Consider the following 22172-nt stretch of genomic DNA (forward strand, 5'->3'; position numbering starts at 1 on the left):
GAGCGATCCGGCAAATTTCAGGCGCCTTTATGATGGAAGCCCGGACGGATTGCAAAATGGATTCAGTTGCGTACGACCGCATGACCAGCGCAAAGCACTGCTGCGGTCTACATCCTTCCCTGTCTCACCGATCAGCTCCGATCCCACGACATCACCCGTGAATTACATCGTCGCCGTCGACTAGTCGCGCGCGTCCTCGAGGCGTTCGCAGGTCCTGGAAGTGTTCGTCTCAGGCCAGGAGCTGCGCGTCGATGGGCGACAGCGCTGGGCGGCGTGAATGGAGAGTTTGCAGGGATCGTTCGAAGCGAAGACACCGAACGCCTGATGCCGCAACTCCGGACGGTGGCTGACATCTTCAGCGTTCGTCGGCGCCTATTGCGTTGTTGCAATTAGTTCGCATTTGCAATATAGATACAAGTAATTCGCATTTGCAAAAAATGGGGAGGTTTTCGTGCACGCATTACGTGCGGCTTGGCCGAGCAAATCTGGCTCGCAGCATGGTCAATTCGAATTCGACAACGGCTTCGACGGCCCCTTCCCGTTTGGCTTCCACTGGTCCGGCGGGGGTCAATCAAGCGGGTTGCCCTGGTCGATCCACGGTCACCATCAGATTCCGAACTGGTGCCCGCAACCGCCGGCGCCGGTCACGATCCAGTTCCGCAGCTTTGACGGTTCGGGAAACAATCTCTCCAGCCCCGGCCTCAATGCCGCCGGTACCGCGGTTGACCGTATTGGTCCCGCGCATTTTGCGGACGGTGTTTCCGATCCGCTCGACGGCCCCAATCCGCGCACCATCAGCAATGTCGTCGTTGGCGAGGGCGACGCGAACGTCCCGAACGAGCAAGGCGTGTCGGCATTCATGTACGCCTGGGGCCAGTTCATCGATCACGATCTGACGCTGACACGCAGCGACGGCGTCAATGACATCAGCATCTCGGTGCCGGATGGCGACCCGGTGTTCGGCGACGGCTCGATCATGCCCATGACCCGCGCGATCATTGATCCGTCGAGCGGAACGGGTCCGGACAATCCGGCCACTCCCCTCAATTTCAGCAGCGGCTGGCTCGACGCCTCCATGGTCTATGGCTCCGACGCGGCGACGGCGGCGAGCCTGCGCCTGCCCGACGGGCACATGAAGACCTCGGAGGGCGGCAATCTGCCGATCGTTAACGGCCTGTTCGCCGCCGGCGATCCGCGTGCCGCGGAGAACTTTGCGCTTACCTCACTGCACGCGCTGTTCGTGCGCGAGCACAACTATCAGGTCGACAAGCTGCACAAGGCGCATCCGAACTGGAGCGGCGACCAGCTCTATAACTACGCACGCGCCATCGTCACGGCGGAAATCGCCAACATCACGTACAATGAGTTTCTGCCGAACCTGATCGGCAGTGGCACGATCGGGGCTTACCACGGTTACAATTCCAGCGTCGATCCGCGCCTCTCGCTCGAGTTCAACATCGCCTTCCGCTTCGGGCATTCGATCGTCTCGGCGGAAACCGAGGGTCTGACCGAGAGCGGCGAGATCGTCGAAGGATCGGAGCGCGAACTCAGGGATATCTTCTTCGCGCCGCCGTCGGATTTTGTCGCATCCGGCGGCGCCGATGGGCAGTTGCGCCATCTGGCAGGCGACCCGTCGCAGGCAATGGACGTTCGCATCGTCGAGGATCTGCGCAATTTCCTGTTCGACCCGCCCGTGAGCATGGATCTCGCGGCGATCAACATCCAGCGTGAACGCGATTTCGGTGTCGGATCGCTCAACGACGCGCGAGAATCGCTCGGCCTCGCCCGGTATACGGATATCGACCAAATCACTAGCGATCCGGGAACGCGGGCGGCGTTGAAGATAGCGTTCTCGAACAACGTCGATCTGATCGACCTCTGGACCGGCGGCCTGGCCGAGAATCATGCGCCCGGCGCGCTCATCGGGGAAACTTTCCAGACCGTCATCGCCATACAGTTCGAGGCCTTGCGCGATGGCGACCGGTTCTGGTTCGAAAATCAGGGCTTCGACACCAGAACACTGCAGCAGATCAAGCAGACGACGCTTGCCGACATCATCCTCCGCAACACCGATACCCAACATATTCAGGACGATGTCTTCATCTCGTACACACGGCACACCGGACTAAAGGGCGGCGTCGAATCGGAAGATCCCGAGGCGCGCCAGCTCGTCATCGGCTCGGACGGCAAGGACACGCTGATCGGCGGCCCGCAGGGGGATTTCCTGTTTGCCGGCACCGGAAAACAGACGCTCACGGGATTGAGCGGCGCCGACCATTTCGTCTTCGACAAGGGCGCGACCAAGGCTGTCATCACCGACTTCCAGCCCGGCATCGACAAGCTCGAGTTCAAGCATGCCGGAAATCTCGACTGGCATGATGTCCGCATCTCATCCGCGCACGGCAATGCCGTCGTGTCGGTCGGCGATGACAGCATCGAACTGGTTGGCATTCGTGCCTATGCGCTTCACAAATCTGATTTCATCTTCGACGTCTGAAGGCGTGGTGGATTTCGAAACGAACCCGGCATACCCTGAGATAGCCGGGTTCAGGTGGCGTGCCGTGGTGTCGGACTTCGGCACGTTCGAGCCGGTTGGATAGCTACGTCCTACGGGTTCCAGCCGCCGCTGCAATACGGACGCGTGATGATTTCGAGCAGATGACCGTTCAGGTCCTCGAAATAGAGACCGCGTCCATCATCGTGGTCGTTGACCTCCCCCGGCTTTCGCTGGCCAGGATCAGCCCAGTAAGGCAGGTTCCGCTCGCGAATGCGATTGAATATCGCGTCGAATTCGGCGTCGCCGACCAGGAAGGCGTAGTGCTGGCGAGCAATCTCGCTTTCGGTATTCATATAGTCGAGATTGGCGTCGTTGTTGGTCGTGACCATGTAGAACGGCCCCCAGCGCCGCGGCGCCGGCAACCCCAACATCTCCGCGAGGAACCCAGCCGAGGCCTTGCTGTCGCGAGCCGAAAGAATGGTGTGGTTGAAGTCGATGGCCATGTCGGACCTCCGCCGCACCAAGTCCTTCGTGAAAGGATGGTTCCCGCTTCCGAGGGTCTGCTCGAGCCGGTGCGAAATCGCGGGTTTCGCGTGGTTGCGCTCTCGTCAAAGGAACTCAACGACATCTTCGCCATCCGCGTGCTGCTTGAGATCCCCTGCGTCGCCGACATCGCGCGCGCCGGTCTTGCGCCGGCACAGCTTGCAGAGTTGCGCGAGCTTGCAGCGGCGACCAAACGCGCCGCCGATGCCGGCAATCTGATCGAGTTTCTCGAGACCGACCGCATGTTTCACGTCGGGCTGATCGAAACGCTCGGCAACAAGCCGCTCACCGAGCTGGTGGAGACGTTGTGCGATCGCGTCCGGCTTCGCGGCTTCAGGAACGCCTCGGGCCGCGACTACATCGCGCAGTCGGCAGCAGAGCATTTTGAGTTGCTCGATTTCCTGTCGCAGCAGGACGAAGCCGGAGCCGTCGCAGTGATGCGGCGCCATCTGGAAAGGTCGCGACAGGTCTGGGGTGACGGGCACGCCGCATAGCGGCGCAACGATCGTTGGTGTCAACGCGATCGAGCCGAGCGGCGAACGCCTCACCTCAAATCGTCGGTCGCGATGGCCCATGTGCAAGCGTCAGCAGAGCCGCAGCGAGTGCCGCGGCGGCCTTGTCGGGCCGTGTCTTTTCGTAAAGCGCGAACTCGAGGTCCGGAAGCCGCGGCAGGCCCTCCGCGGCCCCGAGAATACGCAAGCCCGCGATGACGGCGCTTGCAGGAAGGGGCGTAATCGCAAGGCCCGCCAGCGCCGCCGCGCGCAGCCCGGTCAGGCTGGGGCTGGTGTACATGATCTCCCAGGTGAGGTCGCTGTCCTGGAGCGCGTTGAGCGCCGCCTCACGCGACACGGACCGCTCGCGATAGAGCGCCAGCGGCAGCGTCGCGCCGGGAACGAGATCGAATGTGTCGGCTGCGACCCAGACCAGGGATTCGCGCCATACCAGACGCCCTTTCGAGGTGCCGAGCGGACGCTTGGCAAACACCACGTCGAGCCGTCCTGCATTGAGCTGTTCGATCAAGGGCGCGCTGACGCCGATCTGCACCTCGAGCTTCACCCCCGGATGCAGTGCTGCAAAGCGGCCGAGCGCCGAAGGCAGCGAGCCACCGGCGACCTCCTCGACCACGCCGAGGCGCACCGAGCCGGACAGGCGCGGCGCCGCAAGACGATGACGCGCCGCTTCCTCCAGCTGCAGCAGGCGGCGGGCATCGCCCAGCAGCATTTCGCCATCGTCGGTCAGCGCGACGCTCCGTGTCGTGCGGCGAAACAACGGGCGCTGGGTCTCGGACTCCAGGCGCTTGATCTGCTGGCTCACCGTCGACTGCGTCAGGTTGAGCTGTTCGGCGGCGCGATGAAAACCGCCGAAATCGGCCACGGCAACGAAGGCACGGAGCAGCTCGAAATCCAGCATGCAATTGATCCATTTTCTCGATCAATCATATTATAAAATATCGCTTTTGTAATCAATAGCGGCTCCCTACTTTTGGTTGCAACGGGCAGCAGCCAAGGAGCTTCATCATGACGGACCGGTCTCCGAACAACCGCACCGCGCGCCTGGCGCGGGCCGCCGCGCTCTGCGGCACAAGCACAAAACTCTGCCCGGCGGACCGCACGACGCAGTTGCTGGAAGCCATCATCGAGCCCGGCGACCGCATAGCGATCGAAGGCGACAACCAGAAGCAGGCGGACTTTCTCGCTTCCGCACTGGCGAAGCTCGATCCCGCGCGAGTCCATGATCTGCACATGGTGCAATCGGTCATCGCACTGCCCGAACATCTGGCCGTGTTCGAGCGCGGCGTCGCAAACCGCCTGGACTTCGCCTTTGCCGGACCGCAAAGCCGCAAGCTCGCCGAACTCGTCGCAACGAAGGCGCTCAGGATCGGCGCGATCCATACCTATCTCGAACTGTACGCGCGCATGCTGGTGGACCTGACGCCGCGCGTCGCGCTTATCGTTGCGGACAAGGCCGACCGCGACGGCAACCTCTATACTGGTCCGAACACCGAGGACACGCCCACCATCGCCGAAGCAGCGGCATTCCGCGGCGGCATTGTGGTGGCGCAGGTCAACGAGATCGTCGATCGCCTGCCCCGTGTCGACATTCCCTCTGACTGGATCGATTTCGTGGTGCCGAGCCCAAAGCCTTATCTGATCGATCCGCTGTTCACGCGCGACCCTGCCAAAATCAGGAACGAGAACGTGCTGATGGCGATGATGGCGATATCAGCGGTATACGAACCTTACCAGGTGCAGCGCCTCAATCACGGCATCGGCTATGCCACCGCCGCGATCGAACTGATCCTGCCGACCTTCGCCGCACAGCGTGGACTGAAGGGCAAGGTCGCCCGGCACTTCGTACTCAACCCGCATCCCACGCTGATCCCTGCGATCGAAGCCGGCTTCGTCGACAACGTCTATTGCTTCGGCTCCGAGCTCGGCATGGAACGCTACGTCTCAAGCCGTGCGGACGTGTTTCCGGTCGGCGCCGACGGCAATCTCCGCTCGAACCGTGCGCTGGCTCAGGTCGCCGGCCAATATGCCTGTGACCTCTTCATCGGCGGCACGTTGCAGATCGATGCCGCGGGCAACAGCTCGACGGCCACAAAGGACCGGATCACAGGTTTTGGCGGCGCGCCGAACATGGGCGCGGATGCCCGCGGCCGGCGCCACGACACGCCTGCCTGGCTGCGCGCCGGCCAGGAAGCTGGAGAGAGCCTGCGCGGACGCAAGCTCGTGGGGCAGATGGTGCAGACGCGTCAGCCAAACGGCGCACCGAGCTTTGTCGAACGGCTGGACGCGTTCGACCTCGCAGCTTCCGCGGGTTTCGCACTGCCGCCGGTGATGATCCATGGCGACGACGTCAGCCATGTCATCACCGAACGGGGCGTGGCCAACCTGCTGCGTTGCCGGTCACCTGGGGAACGCGAAGCCGCCTTGCGCGCCGTCGCAGGCGACACCGATTTCGGCAGGCGGCAGTCGCCTGAAGCAACCGACGATCTGCGCCGCCGCAGCATCGTGATGTTCCCCTCCGACCTCGGCATCGACGGTAAGACGGCAACACGCGACTGGCTCGCAGCCAAATCGATCGACGAACTCGTGACGGCCTCCGGCGAACTCTACGTGCCGCCGGCCAAATTCCGCCGAACCCCCAGCGCCGCTGCTTGATGGAGGCAACGATGAGTCCAGCCAGTCAAACCTCAGCCAACGCGTCCATTGCCAAGCTTGACCGCGCCAAGCAACTTGCAGCGGCGCTGCTCTCCGAGCGCGGAGAAGCATCCGGCGCGCTGATCGCACGCCAACTGCACGACGTGCTGCACGCGCTCGACGCAAGCGATCGGCACGGTTTTCAGCGCTACCTCGCGGCGGAGCTTCGACCCGACAAGGCGGTGCTGCGCGCGGTGGCGGAGCACTATCTCGCCGACAGCACGGCGGAAGCTGCCGCCGCTCTCGCACAGGCCGCCGATCCGCCGCGGCAGGAATTGCTGCGGCGAATGAACATGGCGCCCGGGGGCACGAGTGCGCTGATCGCTATGCGCAGCGAAATCGGACCGCGGCTGCGCGGCGAACCCGAACTGAAGCTGCTCGACGCCGACCTCAAACATCTGTTGGCTTCCTGGTTCAATCGCGGCTTTCTTGAATTGCGGCGTATCGACTGGCAGTCGCCGGCCGCGGTACTGGAGAAGCTGATCGCCTACGAGGCGGTGCACGAGATCAAGGGCTGGGACGATCTGCGGCGCCGGCTTGCGCCCGACCGCCGCTGCTTCGCCTTCTTCCATCCCGCGCTCCCCGATGAGCCTTTGATCTTTGTCGAGGTCGCGCTGGTCGAGGGGCTGGCCACCGCCGTGCAGCCGCTGTTGTCACGCGACACCGACGAGCATGCCAGGCGGGCGCAGGCCGAGCGCTCCGACACTGCGATCTTCTACTCGATCTCCAACTGCCAGGATGGCCTGCGCGGCGTCTCGTTCGGCAATTTCCTGATCAAGCAGGTGGTCGAAGAGTTACAGGCGGAATTTCCGCAACTGAGGCGCTTCTCCACCCTGTCGCCGGTGCCGGGCTTCCGCCGCTGGCTTGACCAGGAACTCGCGGATGCCGGCGATCGCGATGCAACCCTGTTGCGGAACGTCGAGGCCGACGGCTGGTGGCATGATCCGGTGCAGAGCGAAAAGCTGCGCCCCGGCCTGATGCGGCTTTGCGCCCGCTATCTGACGCGGCCGTTCCTGCCCGGAAGCCGCATCGATCCCGTGGCGCGCTTCCATCTCGGCAATGGCGCGCGGCTCGAGGGGATCAACTGGCTCGGCGACACCGCGTCGCGCGCGATGGCGGAATCCTGCGGCATCATGGTCAACTATCTCTACGACCATGACAGCATCGCGGACAACCACGAGCATTTTGTCCGTGGTGCGCCAATCGTGCGCTCGCCTGATGTGGATACGCTGCTTGCAAATACGGCAGCCGCGCGAGGCTGCTCCGCCTGAGACAGACGTAACGACGAGCCCTATCTAATCGTACTTCGACTGACACCTCAAACGAAGGAGACGACACCATGATGAGCCGACGCGCATTTTCGACTGCCCTGCTTGCCGGCGCGGCAGCCTCGCTGCTTTCCACACGCGGCACGGCCGCAACCACAACGCCGGTCAAGGCACGCAATGTCGTGCTCGTGCACGGCTTGTTCACCGACGGCTCGTGCTGGTCCGAAGTGATTGCACGATTGCAGGCGAAGGGCCTCAACACCACTTCCGTTCAAAATCCCTTGAGTACGTTGCCCGATGCGGTCGCCTCCGCGGAGCGCGTGCTGGCGCGGCAGGACGGCCCGACGGTTCTGGTCGGTCACTCCTTCTCCGGCATGATCGTCACGGAGGCCGGCGTGCATCCAAACGTTTCCGCGCTGGTCTACGTGGCGGCGCGCGCGCCTGATGCAGGCGAAGACTATACCGCTTTGGCCAAGACATTCCCGACGCCGCCGGCAAGCGCCGGAATCGTGTTCGACGGCGATGAAGGCCGTCTTTCCGAGGAGGCTTTCCTGCGTGATTTCGCGGGCGACCTGCCGAAGGAGAAAGCAAAGGTACTCTATGCCGTGCAGCAGCCATTCCACAAGGCGCTGCTATCAGGCAGGACCACGCATGCGGCATGGCGGACCAAGCCGAGCTACTACGCCGTTTCGACGGAAGATCACACCATCAATCCCGACCTTGAGCGCTTCATGGCCAAGCGGATGGGCGCTAGGACAATTGAAGTAAAGGCCAGTCACGTCTCCCTGATCTCCCATCCCGAGGAAATCACGCGGCTCATCCTCGAAGCCGCGGGGCAGCAAGGTTGACGAAGAAAATCACGGAACGATCGTGATCCGCGACTGGAGCCGTCGTCCTTTCAGTGGGCGCGAAAGCGGAAAGTCGCGGATCGAGGGACCGTCAGAGGCTGCCGGTCCCCACGAGCACAAAGGGCGCCCATATCGCGGGTTGCGCATTCTGACCACCCTTGCCGATCAAGGCGGCGAGCGAGCGGCGAAGCGCCTCGGCGCGGCCGACATCGGGACCCGCCTTCATGGCATCGATGGTGCCGGTGGTGATGGCGACTGCTGCGTCAGAGCTGACCGCCCAGTGCGAGACCAGCAAAGCGCGCGAGCCCGCATAGAAAAATGCCCGCGCAAGACCGGAGAAGGCCTCCGAATTGGAAGCCTGGCCGCCAGCCGTATTGCAGGCCGCCAGAACCACCCAATCGGCATCCAGCTTGAGGCTCGAAATCTCCGACGACGAAAGATAGCCGTCATCGGCGGGCGTAGCGGTTGGCGGCGGACTCAGGATCAGTCCCGGCTCGATCGAGCCATTCACCTGCCCGGCTAACGCGCCATGGGTCGCAAAATGCAGGATACGATATTTTGCGAGGTCGCCGCTTTCGCTGAGCGCCCTTATCTTCGTCTCGGTAGCACTATTGCCGAGATAGACGTCACCCTTCACGGGCGCGAAGCTGCTTGCCACCGAGCACAATTCGAACGCGGTTTCCGGCAACGGCATCTGACGCCTGAGCTGCTCGATGTCGGCGGTGCCGCCGGACAGCGCGGAGACCGTGCGCAAAGCTCTTTGCGCGACCTGGCTTGCTTGCGCCGGAATGGCTGAACAATTCTGGATCTGGCGCGTCAGCCTGGCGCGCGAAACCGCAAGATCGCTGCGGCCATCTCCGTCGAGCAAGGGATTGCCGAAGCCGAGGAATGGCTTCGATGCACGGCTCTTCTGCGCGATCTGGCGCTGCGCCCTGAGGCTGGAGACGGAGGGCAGGACGGTCGTCGCAAATCGCTTGACCAGCCAGGGCGCTTTCGAAAGGTCCGCGTTCGCGCGGTCATTGCCGGCGTCCGGCGCAGGCTTGTCGGTCAGCAGCACCCCGAACGGCAGCATGGCCAGCGGACCTGATGGCACCAGAATCAGTTCCTTGCCGTCGATGTCGCGGGCGACCGGGCCAAGCAGCGCCTGATAGAGCGCAAAGGATCGCTCCCGATCGAACGGCAATGGCTCGCCCGATGCCAGCGGGCGTTTCAGGCCGAGCTTCTCCACGCAAGTCGATGCCTTGTCCAGCCATGCCTCCGCATCGAGACCACAGCGCAAGGCGCCAACCGTATCGGCGAGCTGCTTCTCGCCGATATCGGCAGCATGCCACCGCACATCCGAACGCGTCACCGTCCAGACAAAGGTGAAGCGCAAGGTCGTCGTGAACAGCAGCACGGCCTCGTTTGGACGAAGCTGCTTCTGAACGTCCTCGATCGAAATCGGAGCCTTGGTGGCCAGCGCCGAATAGTCCGGAAATTGAGTGCGGATCGCGTCGTCCAGTTGCCGGATCTTGCCGGCGATGCTTGATGCCCGGGCGCGAAGCGCCTGCTCCGCCGCTTTGTTGCGCGCACCATCAGACTGCGAGTGGGTCGCGACCAGCATCCTGTCGGTTGCGATTGCCTGCTCGTCGAGGTCCTGCCGCTCGCGAACGCGCGCCGCCAGATCGCCGCTGCCTTTTGCGATGCGGGCCGACATTCCGGCAATCGCGCGCGCAGCCTTTTCGTCGCCGATCCATTGCGCCGCCTCGAACGCCTGCGATCGCAGCACGCTGGCCTGCCCGCCATCGGAGGCGCTCGCGAGATTGTAGGCGGCGACGATCAATCCCGGGAAAGAGTTGGTATCGTCATGGGCTTTCAGATCGCCCCGGCCGTTTTCCTCGCCAAACTCCGTGGCGCGACGGCTGTTCTGGATGGCCGCCGCCCGGGCATACGCTTCGTAGGCCTGCCGCCAATCCTTCACATCGAGATAGTGTGCGCCGAGATTGACGAAGCTGTTGGCGACATCCGGATGCGCGTCACCGAGCGCCTGCAGGCGCATGTTCAGCGCCCGTTTCAACAGCGGCTCCGCCTCCTGCGGCCGTCCGGTACTGTCGAGAACCACAGCCAGATTGTTGAGGCTGCTTGCGAGGAGCGGGTGAGAACTGCCGAGCGCGGCTTCGCGGATGGCAAACGATCGGCGCGCGAGCGGGTCCGCCTCTGCGTAACGATCGCCGTTGCCAAGCAGAGCCACGAGATTGTCGAGAGAAACGGCAACATCCAGATGGGTCGGACCGAGACTCTTCTCGCGAATGGCCAGCGATTTTCGCAACAGCTGCTCGGCTTCCTGCGTACGCCCCAGACGCATCCACGCTTCGGCAAGATTGTTCAGCGCCGTCGCCACGGTCGGATGCGCCGCTCCAAATGCCTTTTCCTGAATCGCAAGCGCGCGGGCAAGCAGGCCCTCGGCTTCGGCCTCCCTGCCCTCCCGCGAGAACACCAGCGCCAGATTGTTGAGGCTCGCGGCGACGTCGGGATGCTCCGGGCCCAGCGCTTTTTCCCGGATGGTCAACGTCCGGCGGGCCAATTGCTCGGCCTCCTGAAGCCGCCCCTGGGCGCGACGGAGCTCGCCGAGATTATTGAGCGTGGCCGCCAGATAGATGCTGTCGACGCCGTGCTTTTTTTTCTGGAGCTCGAGCGCTTCGGCAAAGCGCGCCTCCGCCAGTTGCAGCCGGCCTTGCGCCCGATAGACCTCGGCGATATTGCTCAGGGTAACCGGAATCATGATGTCCGCCTGCCCCGGAGACTTCCTGAAAACTTCCAGCGCCCGCTCGAAAATATCGAGCGCCTCCGTCTCCTTCATTTGACGGTGACGGAGATTGCCGAGCTGCATGCGCGTCAGCGCCGTCGTGAGATGGTCAGGGCCCAGCACGCGCTCATTGATGCCGATCGCACGCAAGATATCGCGCTCGGCGTCATTCAGCCGGTTCTGGCCCAGCTCGATCTGGCCCAGCGTGACGAGCACGGCCGCAACATCGGGATGACTTGGACCGAGGCTCTTCTCACGGATGGCGAGCGCTCTTTTCAGGACACTTTCGGCTTCGGCGGTTTCGCCTTGCGTCTGCAGTACCTGGCCCAGCACGACCAGTGTCGTTGCCGTCAAAGGCGACTGCCGCCCGGACGTTCTTTCAGCCTCGCTCTGCAGCTTCCTTGCAAGACTGACCGCTTCGCTGTAGCGGCCTTCCTTTGCAAGCGCCGTGATGCGCTGCATCAGCGTCAGCATTTCCTGCGGGCCCGCGCCGCAGGGCGACACCACGACGCTCACAAGAAACAGGACACCGAAAAGCCGCCCGGCAAAGCCCAGCCACCCCGTCCGCATGCTGCGATTGCTCCCAATTCCCCGAACCTGCCATTTGGTAGGACACAGCAAGATGGAGGCTGTGTGACCGCGCTATGCCTTTTCCGGGGGCAGCAATGCGAGCCTGATAGACAGTTCAGAACCGCGCACCAGTCATAGCGTCGACGATGAAGGCGTTAGGACTAAGCATCACTTGACATTGCTCGCGATCCAATCAAGCACGAAATCCGCCACCTGAAGGTTGTTCCTGTCCTGCATCATCATGTGGGAGTTACCTTTCATCCCCACATCGGGAAGCCGAACGAGGGTAGCCTTTCCTCCTCCCTGCTTGGTGATGCGCTCCACAACGGTCTTTCGTCCTTCGTAGCGCGGGCGGCCGGTGAAGACGGGAGAGTCCAGGTGGTCGCCGAACAGTTCGAGCACCGGGATGCCGCGGTAAGATTCGATCTGGGCGTCGGTCGGAATGATGGCTTGCGCGCCTTCGATGTTGACCACCGCCTTCACCAGACGCGGTCGCGCCTCCACGAGCGCATCGGCAAACGGGCCGGCGAGCGAATGCACGACGACCACGGCCGGACCGATCCTGTCAAGCAACGCTGCAAGGGCGCGAGGGGCTGTTGCCATCGCGCCACCTTCGAGCGTCGCTTCTCCGAACGGCACACCTTGCGATCCGAAGGCGGCGAATGCCTCGGTCGGGAATTGAGTATCCGGAAACGCGGTTCCGGATGTCGGCCCGAAACGAAACAGGGGCCACGCCAGCTCGGCGGTCACCATGAGCACGTTGCCCGGCAAGGCGGCCACGCCGGACTCAGCCTTCGCCTGGTTGATCGCCGTCGCATTGAATCCCGAGCGGCCACGGCCGGGCGTGTCCACGACATAGACCGCATACCCTTTGCGCGCCAGATAGGTCGCCCAGCCCTCACGGCCGTCTGGCGTGGTCTCGTAGCTGGCGCCGGTCAACCCGCCGCCATGGACGAGCACGATCGGCGTCGGACTAACGAGCTGAGCCGGGATCCGATAGTGCACGTACATCTGGTTGACCGTTACCGTGCCGGGCCGCGAAGGACCCGCAGGAGAGGCACCCGGATGCGTGGACAGCAAGGACGTTCCGTTCACGAAGAACATGCCTTCATCTGCCAGGTTCAGCGGCCCTCCCAGCGATTTCGCCGCCGCCCGCTGGCTCACCGCAGAACCTGCCAGGAGAACGATGCCAACAAGGACCAAAACGCGCGATAGCCGGTGCATGAAACTGTCTCCTCTTGGGTACAATTTTTTGGACGTGAGACGACGCGATCACGCCGCCTAGCTCATCACCGGCTCAGGCACGGCGCTCGTGCGGGCCATCCCTGAGCAGATCCAGTGCCACGTCGATGATCATGTCCTCTTGTCCTCCGACCATCTTGCGCCTGCCCAGTTCGACCAGGATGTCGACACTCTTCAGCCCGTACTTGTGCGCCGCAGCCTCCGCGTGCCGCAGGAAGCTCGAGTACACGCCGGCGTAACCGAGGGCCAGGGTCTCTCGATCAACGCGCACCGGCCGGTCCTGCAGAGGTCGCACAAGGTCGTCCGCCGCATCCATTAGTGCGTACAGGTCGGTGCCGTGACTCCAGCCCATGCGATCGGCCGTGGCGATGAACACCTCCAGCGGGGCGTTGCCCGCACCGGCGCCCATGCCGGCCAGGCTGGCGTCGATGCGATCACAGCCCTCCTCCACGGCAACGATCGAGTTCGCGACGCCCAGGCTGAGATTATGATGGGCGTGCATGCCCGTCTGCGTCTCGGGTTTCAGCACGTCCTTGAAGGCCCGGAAGCGCTCCCGCACGTCGTTCATCGTGAGCGATCCGCCCGAGTCGACGACGTAGACGCAAGTTGCGCCATAGCTCTCCATCAGCTTCGCTTGCTCAGCGAGCTTCCGAGGCGTCGCTATGTGGCTCATCATCAGGAAGCCAACCGGGTCCATGCCCAGCTCGCGCGCATACTCCAGGTGCTGGCGCGAGACATCCGCTTCGGTGCAGTGCGTCGCCACGCGCACGACACGAGCGCCTGCGTCGTAGGCCTGGCGCAGATCGTGCGTGGTGCCGATGCCGGGCAGCAGCAGCGTGGCGACCTTCGCCCTTTTTACCGTCTCGGCGACGGCCGATATCCACTCCAAATCGGTGTGCGCGCCGAATCCGTAGTTGAAACTGGACCCTTCGAGACCATCGCCATGCGCTACTTCGATACTGTCGACGCCGGCCACATCCAGCGCAGCGGAGATCGCCTTCACCGCGGCGATGCTGTATTGATGGCGAACCGCGTGGCTGCCATCGCGCAGCGTCACGTCCGAGATGTAGAGCTTCCTGCTCATGCCGATACTCCCTGACAATTCGGCGAAGCTTCCACCGGCGGCTTCAGACCGCGTGCGAAGCCCGCCTCGATACGCCGACGGGCCATCATGTCGCCGCAAGCCAGAGCCGCCGAGGTCATGATGTCCAGATTGCCGGCGTAGGACGGCAGGTAGTGCGCCGCGCCCTCGACCTCGAGGAAGACCGAAGTCTTCAGACCATGCCGGGGCCCAAGCTTGGGCACGTTGAGCGGCGCGGCCGGTGGAATGACGTCGAATTGCACCCGCTGCTTGAGCCGGTAGCCCGGCACATAAGCCCGCACACGCGCGACCATCTCCGAGATGCTGGCCTCGATCGCAGCTTGCTCTGCAAGTTCGGACAGCACGTACACGGTGTCGCGCATGATCAACGGCGGCTCGGCCGGGTTCAGCACGATGACAGCCTTGCCCCGCTCGGCGCCGCCGAGTTTTTTCGATCGCCGCACGCGTGGTCTCGGTGAACTCATCGATGTTGGCCCGCGTGCCCGGCCCTGCCGACTTGCTCGAGATGGACGCCACAATCTCCGCGTAGTGAACTTTCGCGACACGAGACACGGCAGCGACGATCGGGATCGTGGCCTGCCCACCGCACGTCACCATGTTCATGTTCGCGGCGTTTTCAGCCTCCAGATTGATCGCCGGAATCACGTAGGGGCCGACAGCCGCGGGGGTGAGATCGATCACCTGAATGCCATGGCTCTGCAGCACCTTGTTGTGATGTCGGTGAGCGCTCGCCGACGTGGCGTCGAAGACGAGGTCGATTTCGGGGAATACGTCCAGCTTGAGCAGTCCGTCGATGCCTTCGGCTGACGTCGCGACGTTGAGGCGGTTTGCGCGCGCGAGGCCATCCGAATGAGGATCGACGCCTACCATCGCACCCATTTCGACGTGTCGGGCCTGGCGCATCACCTTGATCATGAGATCGGTGCCGATATTGCCGGAGCCGATGATCGCAGCCTTGACCCTGGGGATCGTTGTCTTGCGCATCGATCAGCGCTCCATGTGGAAGCCGGCGCCGCCCAGCCGTTCCATTTCGACGGAGACATACTGGCCGGGCTTGACCCATTCTGCGGGCGTGGCGCCGCCCGCCATCACCACCCAGCCCGCCTCCAACGGTTCGCCCGCCGCATCGGAAAGGCGCGCGGCGGCGACCAGCGACCGAAGCGGGTGACCGAGGATCGCAGCGGTCGATCCCACTTGCACGACGCGGCCATCGATGCTCATGGTGAGGCCGAGATTGCTGAAGTCCTCGCGCGGGTCGGTCCACGGCCCGACCACGATCCCGCTGGATGACGCGTTGTCGGCGATCACCTCGGGCAGTGTGAACTTGAAGTCGCGATAACGGGAATCGATAACTTCCAGCGCGGGCGCGACCGCCTCCACGCCGGCAAGGGCCTCCGCGGCGGTGACATGGCCTGACAACGGCTTCTTCAGCAGGAAGGCGATTTCCGGTTCGGCACGCGGATGCACGAAGCGTGCGAACGATGCGGCCATGCCCTCCTCGATCAGCATATCGTCGGTCAAACGCCCCCAGATGACGTCGCTAAGGCCCATCTGAATCATCTTGGCGCGGCTCGTGAATCCCATCTTCACGCCGATGCGCCGCGCGCCGCGGGACACGCGCCGCATGATGGACTCACGCTGGATCGCGTATGCATCCTGCAGCGACAAGGTCCCCTCAGGATCGATCTGCGAGACTTCGCAGGCGCCGCACGCCGCGGCGTCGAGTTGCTCTGCCAATTCCTCGACACGGTTCATGTGAGTTGTCTTCCTGTCGGGTCAGTTTCGAATACGGCTTTGACGCTGCCCAGGCCGTTGATGCGGGTCTCGAAGATGTCGCCTGAACTCACAGCGACCATGGGTCCAAGCGCACCGGAGAGCACCAAATGGCCTGCGCGGAGCGGCTGCCCGACGGCGGCCATCGTGCGGGCAAGCCAGACCACCGCGTTGAGCGGATTGCCGAGGCATGCGGCACCGGCGCCGACGGATACGGGTTCACCGCGCCGCGTCATCACCATGCCGCAGAGCCGGAGGTCGACGTCGGACAACCTTTTCGGCGTGCTTCCGAGCACGTAGGCGCCGGAAGAGGCGTTGTCCGCGACTGTGTCGACGAAGCGGATGTTCCAGTCCGCGATACGGCTGCCGACGATCTCGAGCGCGGGCAGCAAATGATCAATCGCCTGGATGACGTCGGCGTGTTCCGGCTTCTCCATGTCCAGATCGCGTCCGAGAACGAACGCCACCTCCGCCTCGATCTTCGGCTGCTGCAGCCCTTCCATGGAAACCGGTTCGCTATCGCCGAATCCCATGTCATCAAACAGCATGCCAAAGTCGGGCTGGTTGACACCGAGCTGCGCCTGCACCGCCTTCGCCGTCAGGCCGATCTTGCAGCCGACGATGCGTCGACCTTCCTCGTGCACGCGATGCTCCGTGTTCGTGCGCTGGATCGCGTAGGCATCAGCCGCCGTTATCAGGGGGAACGTTTCGCGGAGCGGTGCGATGAAGTTCCCGGTGCGGGCTGCCTCCCGCAGAGAACGGGCGGCACCGGCCGTATCGATGGAAAAGGTCGCCATGGCGTTGGCCTGCATCGTCACAAGGATTGGTCGCCGAGACCCACCTTGGCGTAGATCTCGTTGACATGCCGCTTGACGCTTTCAGGTGTGGTGTCGTGCTCTGCCATATGGGCCCAGCCCACCTTCGCACGTGCGTACTGACCGATCTCTTCGTCCTGATCGCTGGTGGCGCCGCTGATCCCGTAGGCACCGACCATCTCTGAGCCTTTAAAAACCGGTGCACAACCGCCCGAGGCGGCGATCTGGCCATTGGTGAGTACCGCCGCGTTCATGAGCATTTGAGGATTGCGTTCCCTGAACCACTGCTGGATCACCAGCCCGTCCGGGAAGCGCGGGCTCATCGATCGGAATGCAGCGACGGTGAATGCCTTGGCGCGCGCCGTATCGGGTGTGATGAATCCGGCGTCGTCCATGCGCTCCAGCGCAATCAGATGTCCTTCGGGTCCGACGATCGCGACGGAGATGGGAACGCCCATCTCCGCTGCCTTTTCGGTGACGGCCTGGATGAACGCGCGGCACTCCGTGGCTCGAAGCTTGGCCATGTGCAATCTCCCTTATGTTGAACAGCTATTCGCGCTTGATGCCGGCGGACTGGATAACCTTGGCCCATTTGTCCGTTTCGCTGCGGATGAAGTGAGCAAACTCGTCCGGGGTCGACTTGACGACCTCGATGCCCTGAGCGCGAAACAGCTTTTGAATGTCCGGCTGGTCAAGCACAGCATGCGTGGCGGCCTGAAGCTTCGCGACTACGCTCGATGGTGCGCCAGCGGGCAGGAGCAAGCCGAACCACACTGAGCTTTCGAAGTCCTTGAAGCCGAGCTCCTGGATTGTCGGCACCTCAGGTGCCAGCTCGGTTCGCTTCACGCCAGTCGTCCCCAGCGCCTTCAACGTGCCGGCTGCGATATGCGGCAATACGGTGGAGGCCGGCGAGAACATGACCCCTACCTGACCGCCGAGCAGGTCGGTCACGGCCGGCGTGCTGCCGCGGTACGGCACGTGCAGCATCTTGATGCCGGCCATCGCGGAGAAGAGCTCGCCGGACAAATGCGGCGACGTGCCGTAGCCGGAGGAGGCATAAGCGATCTGGCCTGGCTTCGCTTTCGCCGCATTGATCAGCTGGTCGACCGATGCAATGCCGAGCGAGGGATTCACCACCAGTATGTTCGGCACGCTGCCGATCATCGTGACCGCGGAGAAATCCTTCGCCGGATCGGGAGAGGCAGGATCCTGAAACGCCTTGTTGATCGCGTTCGCGACGGTTCCAACGAAGATCGTGTATCCGTCCGAGGCAGATGTCGCTACCGCCTTGGCGGCGATGCTGCTCGCGGCGCCCGGCCGGTTGTCGACAATGAAGGGCTGGCCCAGCCGTTGCGCCAGCGCTTCCGCTACCGCACGGGCCGCAACATCGGCGGCACTTCCCGCCGGAAACCCGACCACCACCTTCACCACACGGGAGGGATAGGCATCCTGCGCCCAGCATGCCGGCGATATGATCGTCGCCGCTGCAAGCAACATCGCCCCAAGGCACTGACGTCGGTCCATGTCGTTTCCTCGTTCTGATTGTTGCATCGTTGCGCTCACTAGAGGCGCACGCGACGCATGATTCAAACGAATATTTCCAATCAATTGATTGGAGAAACTCATGAATGGGGAGGATCTGACAATGCTGATGTGTCGGAAGTCGCCGTGACCAAAATACCGCGAGCATCAGCAGCTGAGGACAGCGGGCTCCAAGCTCCCAGTTTTGTGCGGCTGTCGATGCCTGTTGCATCGCTGAACAGAAAGAACGCGAGGCCGAGCGTGCCAACGTTGTCTGCGGAGAACATTGGACTTATGATGCAACTAGGTCCATCTGCCAGATCTATGAGTTCTATCAATGAATGTGACCGTCCGTCAGTTGCGCGCCTTCGTCTTCGTTGCTCAGCTCAAGAGCTTCACGAAAGCGGCGGAGCGCCTGTACCTGACGCAGTCCGCTCTAAGTCTGCTCATTCGTCAGCTGGAGGATCACTTGCAAGTCCAGTTGATCGAACGTTCCACCCGCAAGGTCGAGTTGACTGCCGCCGGGCTGGAGCTCTTGGGCAGCGCCGAACGATTGTTGGACGATCTCGACGCGACCCTTGCCAACGTCGCGGAGCTGGGAGCGAAACAGCGCGGCAAGGTCGTCGTTGCCGCGCCCTATATCCTCGCCACCACTTTCCTCGTCGAAGTGATTGCCGAGTTCAGGGCGCGCTACCCGACGATCTCGGTGCACCTGAAGGATTCGTTGCCCGAACAGGTCTTGATGCAGATCCGCAGCGGCGGAGCCGATCTTGGCGTCGGCAGCTTCCGCGAACGGGAGCCGGAGCTGCAATGGAATCCCCTGTTTCAGGAGCCATTGGTGGCCGTCTATCCGCGTGGCCACCCGATCGGAAAACTACCGCAGCTCAACTGGAGTGATCTTGCCGGTCTGCCGGTGATCTCGCTCAACCGCGACAGCCTTTTTCGCGACCTGACCGAGGATGGCTTTTCCCAGGCAGGCCTGACTTTGGTACCGGCCTACGAGGTCGCCTATGCGGGGACGGCGCTGGCCCTTGTTCGGGCTGGCCTGGGCATAGCCATCTTGCCTCAATGCGTCGGAATCCTGATCGATCCGACAATCGCCCTCCGGCCGCTCGAAAGCCCCCAGATTCTGCGCTCTGTCGCGGTGATCACACGAAACGGCCGATCCCTCTCCCCCGCCGCCGAGGCGTTCGTCGACATCTTGCGCAAGTCTGTGAAGCTGCCAGCCGATCTGGCGGCGCCGCAGCCTCAACGACGCAGTTCGCGCCGCGCGGCGCGAGGCCGACCTTCCCGTGACACGATTTCTGATGCTCGTGCCAAGAGACGGTCAGGCCGCTCCCCGGACTGATGCGCGTGAAATAGGGGGCAGTTCGCCCGAACTCGGTAAACGCGCCGGGATGAAGCCGGGCGGGCGCCAAAACAGCCAAGGGGGAATCGCAGAAGATCGTCGTCTGGCGTACAATCGTACGAGTGGTAGCGAGAGAGGGACTCGAACCCCCGACCCCAGGATTATGATTCCCGTGCTCTAACCAGCTGAGCTACCTCGCCACAGTTCACCGTCACGGCACACTGTACCGCATTTGCGAACGCGCGGCATATAAGGAGTGGGTCAAGCCGCTGTCAAGCAAAGTGAACCCGTCTGGCAGGCGCCTGCAAAATAACGCTATTTCGGCCGGATTGTCTGGTCGCCGCCGGGGCTGCCGGGCGGCGGAATCACCGGCGTCTTGCCGGCGTCAGGGGCCGGCGCGTGCATTTCGGGATCGACGCCGGCAGGCGGGCACAGAACGCCATCCGAACGGGCCAATCTGTCGCCGAGCGGCTCGGCCCGCTGGCCGGTGGTCGTTCCCTCCGGAACCTTCTCGCCGGAGTTCGGCAATGGCTGCATCGGCGCGCAATTGGCGGCGCGCTGCGGCGACGGGGGCGCGGTCTGGGCCGGCGGTGTCGTCGGGCCGGGCGGCGCCTGCGCGGCTGCCACATCAGCGGCCACCATCAACACGGACGCAAGAAGAAGTGCGCGTTTCAATGCCATGAAGGGAAAACGGCCTGCATTCGCGGAGGTTCCGCGATCAGATCGTTGCGCCCTTCACGATTTCCGAAAACGGATCAGCGAAAAATGTCCCATCGGCGGCATCGGCCGCCGTTCGGTCAAGGTGACGCCGCCATGCTTGGCGGCCCAGTTGGTCAGGCGTTCCCACGGAAATTCCGGCCGCCAGCCAAGGCGCCGCGCCAATGGCGCGAATGCCAGTTCGAACATGCGGCGCGGCCCGCTTTCCGCGCCGATGTGATTGACCAGGATCAGCTCGCCGCCCGGTTTCAGCACGCGGATGAAATCATCCAGCGTGCGTTCCGGATCCGGCACCGCCGTGATGACATATTGCGCCACCACGGCGTCGAAAAACGCATCCGGAAACGCCAGGTTCTTGGCGTCCATCACCGCGAGCGTCTCGACATTGGTCAAGCCGAACTCGCGCACGCGCTTGAGCGCGCGCCGCAGCATCGGCTCGGAAATGTCGACGCCACATAATTTGGTGTTGCGCGAATATTCCGACAGCGACAGCCCGGTGCCGACGCCGACATCGAGAACGCGGCCGCCGATCTTGTCGGCCTCCGCAATGGTCGACCGGCGGCCCTCGTCGAACACCTTGCCGAAAACCAGATCGTAGACCGGCGCCCAGCGCCCATAAGCCTTTTCGACCCCTTCGCGGTCGATGTCCCCAGCCATTTCCTCTGCCCCGATTTTTTCTTTAAGTGCGCATCACCTCGGCGAGCGGCGCGTTTTCCTGCGCCCCTGCCCTCGCCGCCACATGGCGTGCGGTCGCGCTCTTGATGAATCCGCCGCCGAGCACGCGCGCCTGTCCCGCAGGCGCATCGTAGAACACGCAAGCCTGGCCGGGCGATACGCCCTCTTCCCCGGCAACGAGTTCGACCTCATAACCGCCATCGACCGCGCGCAAGCAGGCCGGCTGCGGCGCGCGCGTCGATCGCACCCGCACGAACATCTCAATGCCGCCGCCGATGACGCGGTCGAGCGCGCCATCGCCGATCCAGTTGACGTCACGCAACAAGATGCGATCCATCCGCAGCGCCTCGCGCGGTCCCACCACGACGCGGCGGCTGGCCGCATCGAGCTTGACGACATAGAGCGGCGCGCCGGAGGCGATGCCCAGTCCCTTGCGCTGACCGACGGTGAAATGAACGATGCCCTGATGCTGGCCGATGACGCGGCCCTCGAGATCGACGATATCGCCGGGCTCGATCGCGCCAGGCTTGAGGCGGCCGATGATGTCGGTATACCGCCCGGTCGGCACGAAGCAGATGTCCTGGCTGTCCTGCTTGTCGGCGACTTCGAGGCCGAAGCGCCGCGCCAGTTCGCGCGCCTGCGGCTTGGTCATGTCGCCGAGCGGAAAGCGCAAATAGTCCAGTTGCTCTTGCGTGGTCGCGAACAGAAAATAGCTCTGGTCGCGATCGGCGTCCGCCGCGCACACCAGCGCGCGCGATCCGTCGCCACGGCCACGCGAGGCGACGTAATGCCCGGTCGCGAGCGCCTGCGCGCCGAGCTCGCGTGCGGTCGCCAAGAGATCGCGAAACTTGACCGAGCGGTTGCACTCGATGCAGGGCACCGGCGTCTCGCCGAGCGCGTAGCTGTCGGCAAAATTGTCGATCACGGATTCGCGGAAGCGGCTCTCATAGTCGAGCACGTAATGCGGGATGCCGATCCGCTCCGCAACGTTGCGGGCGTCGTGGATGTCGCGCCCGGCACAGCAGGCGCCCTTACGATGGGTGGCCGCGCCATGGTCGTAAAGCTGCAGCGTGATCCCAACCACGTCGTAACCCTCGGACTTCAGCAAGGCAGCGGTCACCGACGAGTCGACGCCGCCGGACATGGCGACCACGACCCGCGTGTCCTGCGGGCGGCCTTCGAGATCCAGACTGTTTCGCATGCCAGGGGTCATCGACTTCAATCGCGAGCGCGCCGGACGGTTCGCGGGTCAGGGTTAAAAAGCC

19 protein-coding genes, 1 tRNA gene and 1 pseudogene are annotated in these 22172 nt (G+C 63.5%); 6 read left to right on the plus strand and 15 right to left on the minus strand.

Going from position 1 to position 22172, the window contains the following annotated elements; all coding sequences use genetic code 11:
* Positions 1–451: 451 nt before the first annotated feature.
* Complete coding sequence (locus LMTR21_RS31820; protein ID WP_084030632.1) at positions 452–2497, plus strand: peroxidase family protein; 2046 nt, start codon at positions 452–454, stop codon at positions 2495–2497.
* Positions 2498–2607: 110 nt separating this feature from the next.
* On the opposite strand, the gene LMTR21_RS31825 is transcribed toward LMTR21_RS31820, so the two are convergent.
* Positions 2608–3000, minus strand: coding sequence for a VOC family protein (locus LMTR21_RS31825; protein WP_065753314.1), 393 nt, complete (start codon positions 2998–3000; stop codon positions 2608–2610).
* 36 nt (positions 3001–3036) lie between these two features.
* On the opposite strand from LMTR21_RS31825, the gene LMTR21_RS31830 reads away from it, so the two are divergent.
* Positions 3037–3534, plus strand: coding sequence for a GntR family transcriptional regulator (locus LMTR21_RS31830; protein WP_084030633.1), 498 nt, complete (start codon positions 3037–3039; stop codon positions 3532–3534).
* A 55-nt stretch (positions 3535–3589) separates the two neighbouring features.
* On the opposite strand, the gene LMTR21_RS31835 is transcribed toward LMTR21_RS31830, so the two are convergent.
* Positions 3590–4450 (minus strand): LysR substrate-binding domain-containing protein, encoded by an 861-nt coding sequence (locus LMTR21_RS31835; RefSeq protein WP_065753315.1) that lies wholly within the window; start codon positions 4448–4450, stop codon positions 3590–3592.
* Positions 4451–4557: 107 nt separating this feature from the next.
* Here LMTR21_RS31835 and mdcA point away from each other — a divergent pair, with 107 nt between their 5' ends.
* The 3 genes from mdcA to LMTR21_RS31850 all read left to right on the plus strand — a co-directional run bounded on the left by mdcA (position 4558) and on the right by LMTR21_RS31850 (position 8359).
* Positions 4558–6204, plus strand: a complete 1647-nt coding sequence (mdcA, locus tag LMTR21_RS31840; protein WP_065753316.1) for a malonate decarboxylase subunit alpha — start codon at positions 4558–4560, stop codon at positions 6202–6204.
* A gap of 11 nt (positions 6205–6215) precedes the next feature.
* Entirely contained in the window at positions 6216–7514 is a 1299-nt protein-coding gene (locus tag LMTR21_RS31845) for a malonyl-CoA decarboxylase (protein WP_210250540.1), read from the plus strand.
* 68 nt (positions 7515–7582) lie between these two features.
* Positions 7583–8359 carry an alpha/beta fold hydrolase gene (locus LMTR21_RS31850; RefSeq protein WP_065753317.1) on the plus strand — a complete coding sequence of 259 codons (777 nt, stop codon included), beginning with the start codon at positions 7583–7585 and terminating at the stop codon, positions 8357–8359.
* A 91-nt stretch (positions 8360–8450) separates the two neighbouring features.
* On the opposite strand, the gene LMTR21_RS31855 is transcribed toward LMTR21_RS31850, so the two are convergent.
* The 9 genes and pseudogenes from LMTR21_RS31855 to LMTR21_RS31890 all read right to left on the minus strand — a co-directional run bounded on the left by LMTR21_RS31855 (position 8451) and on the right by LMTR21_RS31890 (position 18170).
* Positions 8451–11714: a CHAT domain-containing protein gene (locus tag LMTR21_RS31855; RefSeq protein WP_065753318.1), complete on the minus strand. Its 3264-nt coding sequence runs from the start codon at positions 11712–11714 to the stop codon at positions 8451–8453.
* Between the two features lie 168 nt (positions 11715–11882).
* Complete coding sequence (locus tag LMTR21_RS31860; protein WP_065753319.1) at positions 11883–12938, minus strand: alpha/beta fold hydrolase; 1056 nt, start codon at positions 12936–12938, stop codon at positions 11883–11885.
* Positions 12939–13011: 73 nt separating this feature from the next.
* Positions 13012–14040 carry a 4-hydroxy-2-oxovalerate aldolase gene (gene dmpG, locus LMTR21_RS31865; protein ID WP_065753320.1) on the minus strand — a complete coding sequence of 343 codons (1029 nt, stop codon included), beginning with the start codon at positions 14038–14040 and terminating at the stop codon, positions 13012–13014.
* Positions 14037–14522 (minus strand): hypothetical protein, encoded by a 486-nt coding sequence (locus LMTR21_RS42090; protein WP_430642604.1) that lies wholly within the window; start codon positions 14520–14522, stop codon positions 14037–14039. Before LMTR21_RS42090 ends, dmpG begins: the two co-directional genes overlap by 4 nt.
* A pseudogene (locus LMTR21_RS42095) lies at positions 14500–15042 on the minus strand (acetylating acetaldehyde dehydrogenase); the annotation flags it as partial. The pseudogene LMTR21_RS42095 and the gene LMTR21_RS42090, both read right to left, overlap by 23 nt.
* A gap of 3 nt (positions 15043–15045) precedes the next feature.
* Positions 15046–15726, minus strand: coding sequence for a 2-keto-4-pentenoate hydratase (locus LMTR21_RS31875; protein ID WP_246174553.1), 681 nt, complete (start codon positions 15724–15726; stop codon positions 15046–15048).
* 83 nt (positions 15727–15809) lie between these two features.
* Complete coding sequence (gene mhpD / locus LMTR21_RS31880) at positions 15810–16628, minus strand: 2-keto-4-pentenoate hydratase (RefSeq protein WP_065753577.1); 819 nt, start codon at positions 16626–16628, stop codon at positions 15810–15812.
* Positions 16629–16645: 17 nt separating this feature from the next.
* A complete protein-coding gene (locus LMTR21_RS31885) occupies positions 16646–17170 on the minus strand; it encodes a GlcG/HbpS family heme-binding protein (protein ID WP_065753322.1) in 525 nt (174 codons plus the stop codon).
* 25 nt (positions 17171–17195) lie between these two features.
* Positions 17196–18170, minus strand: coding sequence for a tripartite tricarboxylate transporter substrate binding protein (locus LMTR21_RS31890; protein WP_065753323.1), 975 nt, complete (start codon positions 18168–18170; stop codon positions 17196–17198).
* Positions 18171–18504: 334 nt separating this feature from the next.
* On the opposite strand from LMTR21_RS31890, the gene LMTR21_RS31895 reads away from it, so the two are divergent.
* Complete coding sequence (locus LMTR21_RS31895) at positions 18505–19515, plus strand: LysR family transcriptional regulator (protein WP_065753324.1); 1011 nt, start codon at positions 18505–18507, stop codon at positions 19513–19515.
* A 123-nt stretch (positions 19516–19638) separates the two neighbouring features.
* On the opposite strand, the gene LMTR21_RS31900 is transcribed toward LMTR21_RS31895, so the two are convergent.
* The 4 genes from LMTR21_RS31900 to mnmA form a co-directional block, all read right to left on the minus strand.
* Positions 19639–19715: transfer RNA gene (locus LMTR21_RS31900), tRNA-Met, on the minus strand.
* A 115-nt stretch (positions 19716–19830) separates the two neighbouring features.
* Complete coding sequence (locus LMTR21_RS31905) at positions 19831–20196, minus strand: hypothetical protein (protein WP_065753325.1); 366 nt, start codon at positions 20194–20196, stop codon at positions 19831–19833.
* A gap of 54 nt (positions 20197–20250) precedes the next feature.
* Positions 20251–20889 (minus strand): class I SAM-dependent methyltransferase, encoded by a 639-nt coding sequence (locus tag LMTR21_RS31910; protein WP_057863005.1) that lies wholly within the window; start codon positions 20887–20889, stop codon positions 20251–20253.
* Positions 20890–20911: 22 nt separating this feature from the next.
* Positions 20912–22108, minus strand: coding sequence for a tRNA 2-thiouridine(34) synthase MnmA (mnmA, locus tag LMTR21_RS31915; protein ID WP_065753326.1), 1197 nt, complete (start codon positions 22106–22108; stop codon positions 20912–20914).
* Between the last annotated feature and the right edge of the window lie 64 nt (positions 22109–22172).

The sequence above is a fragment of the Bradyrhizobium paxllaeri genome (assembly GCF_001693515.2).
Taxonomy (GTDB): Bacteria; Pseudomonadota; Alphaproteobacteria; order Rhizobiales; family Xanthobacteraceae; genus Bradyrhizobium; species Bradyrhizobium paxllaeri.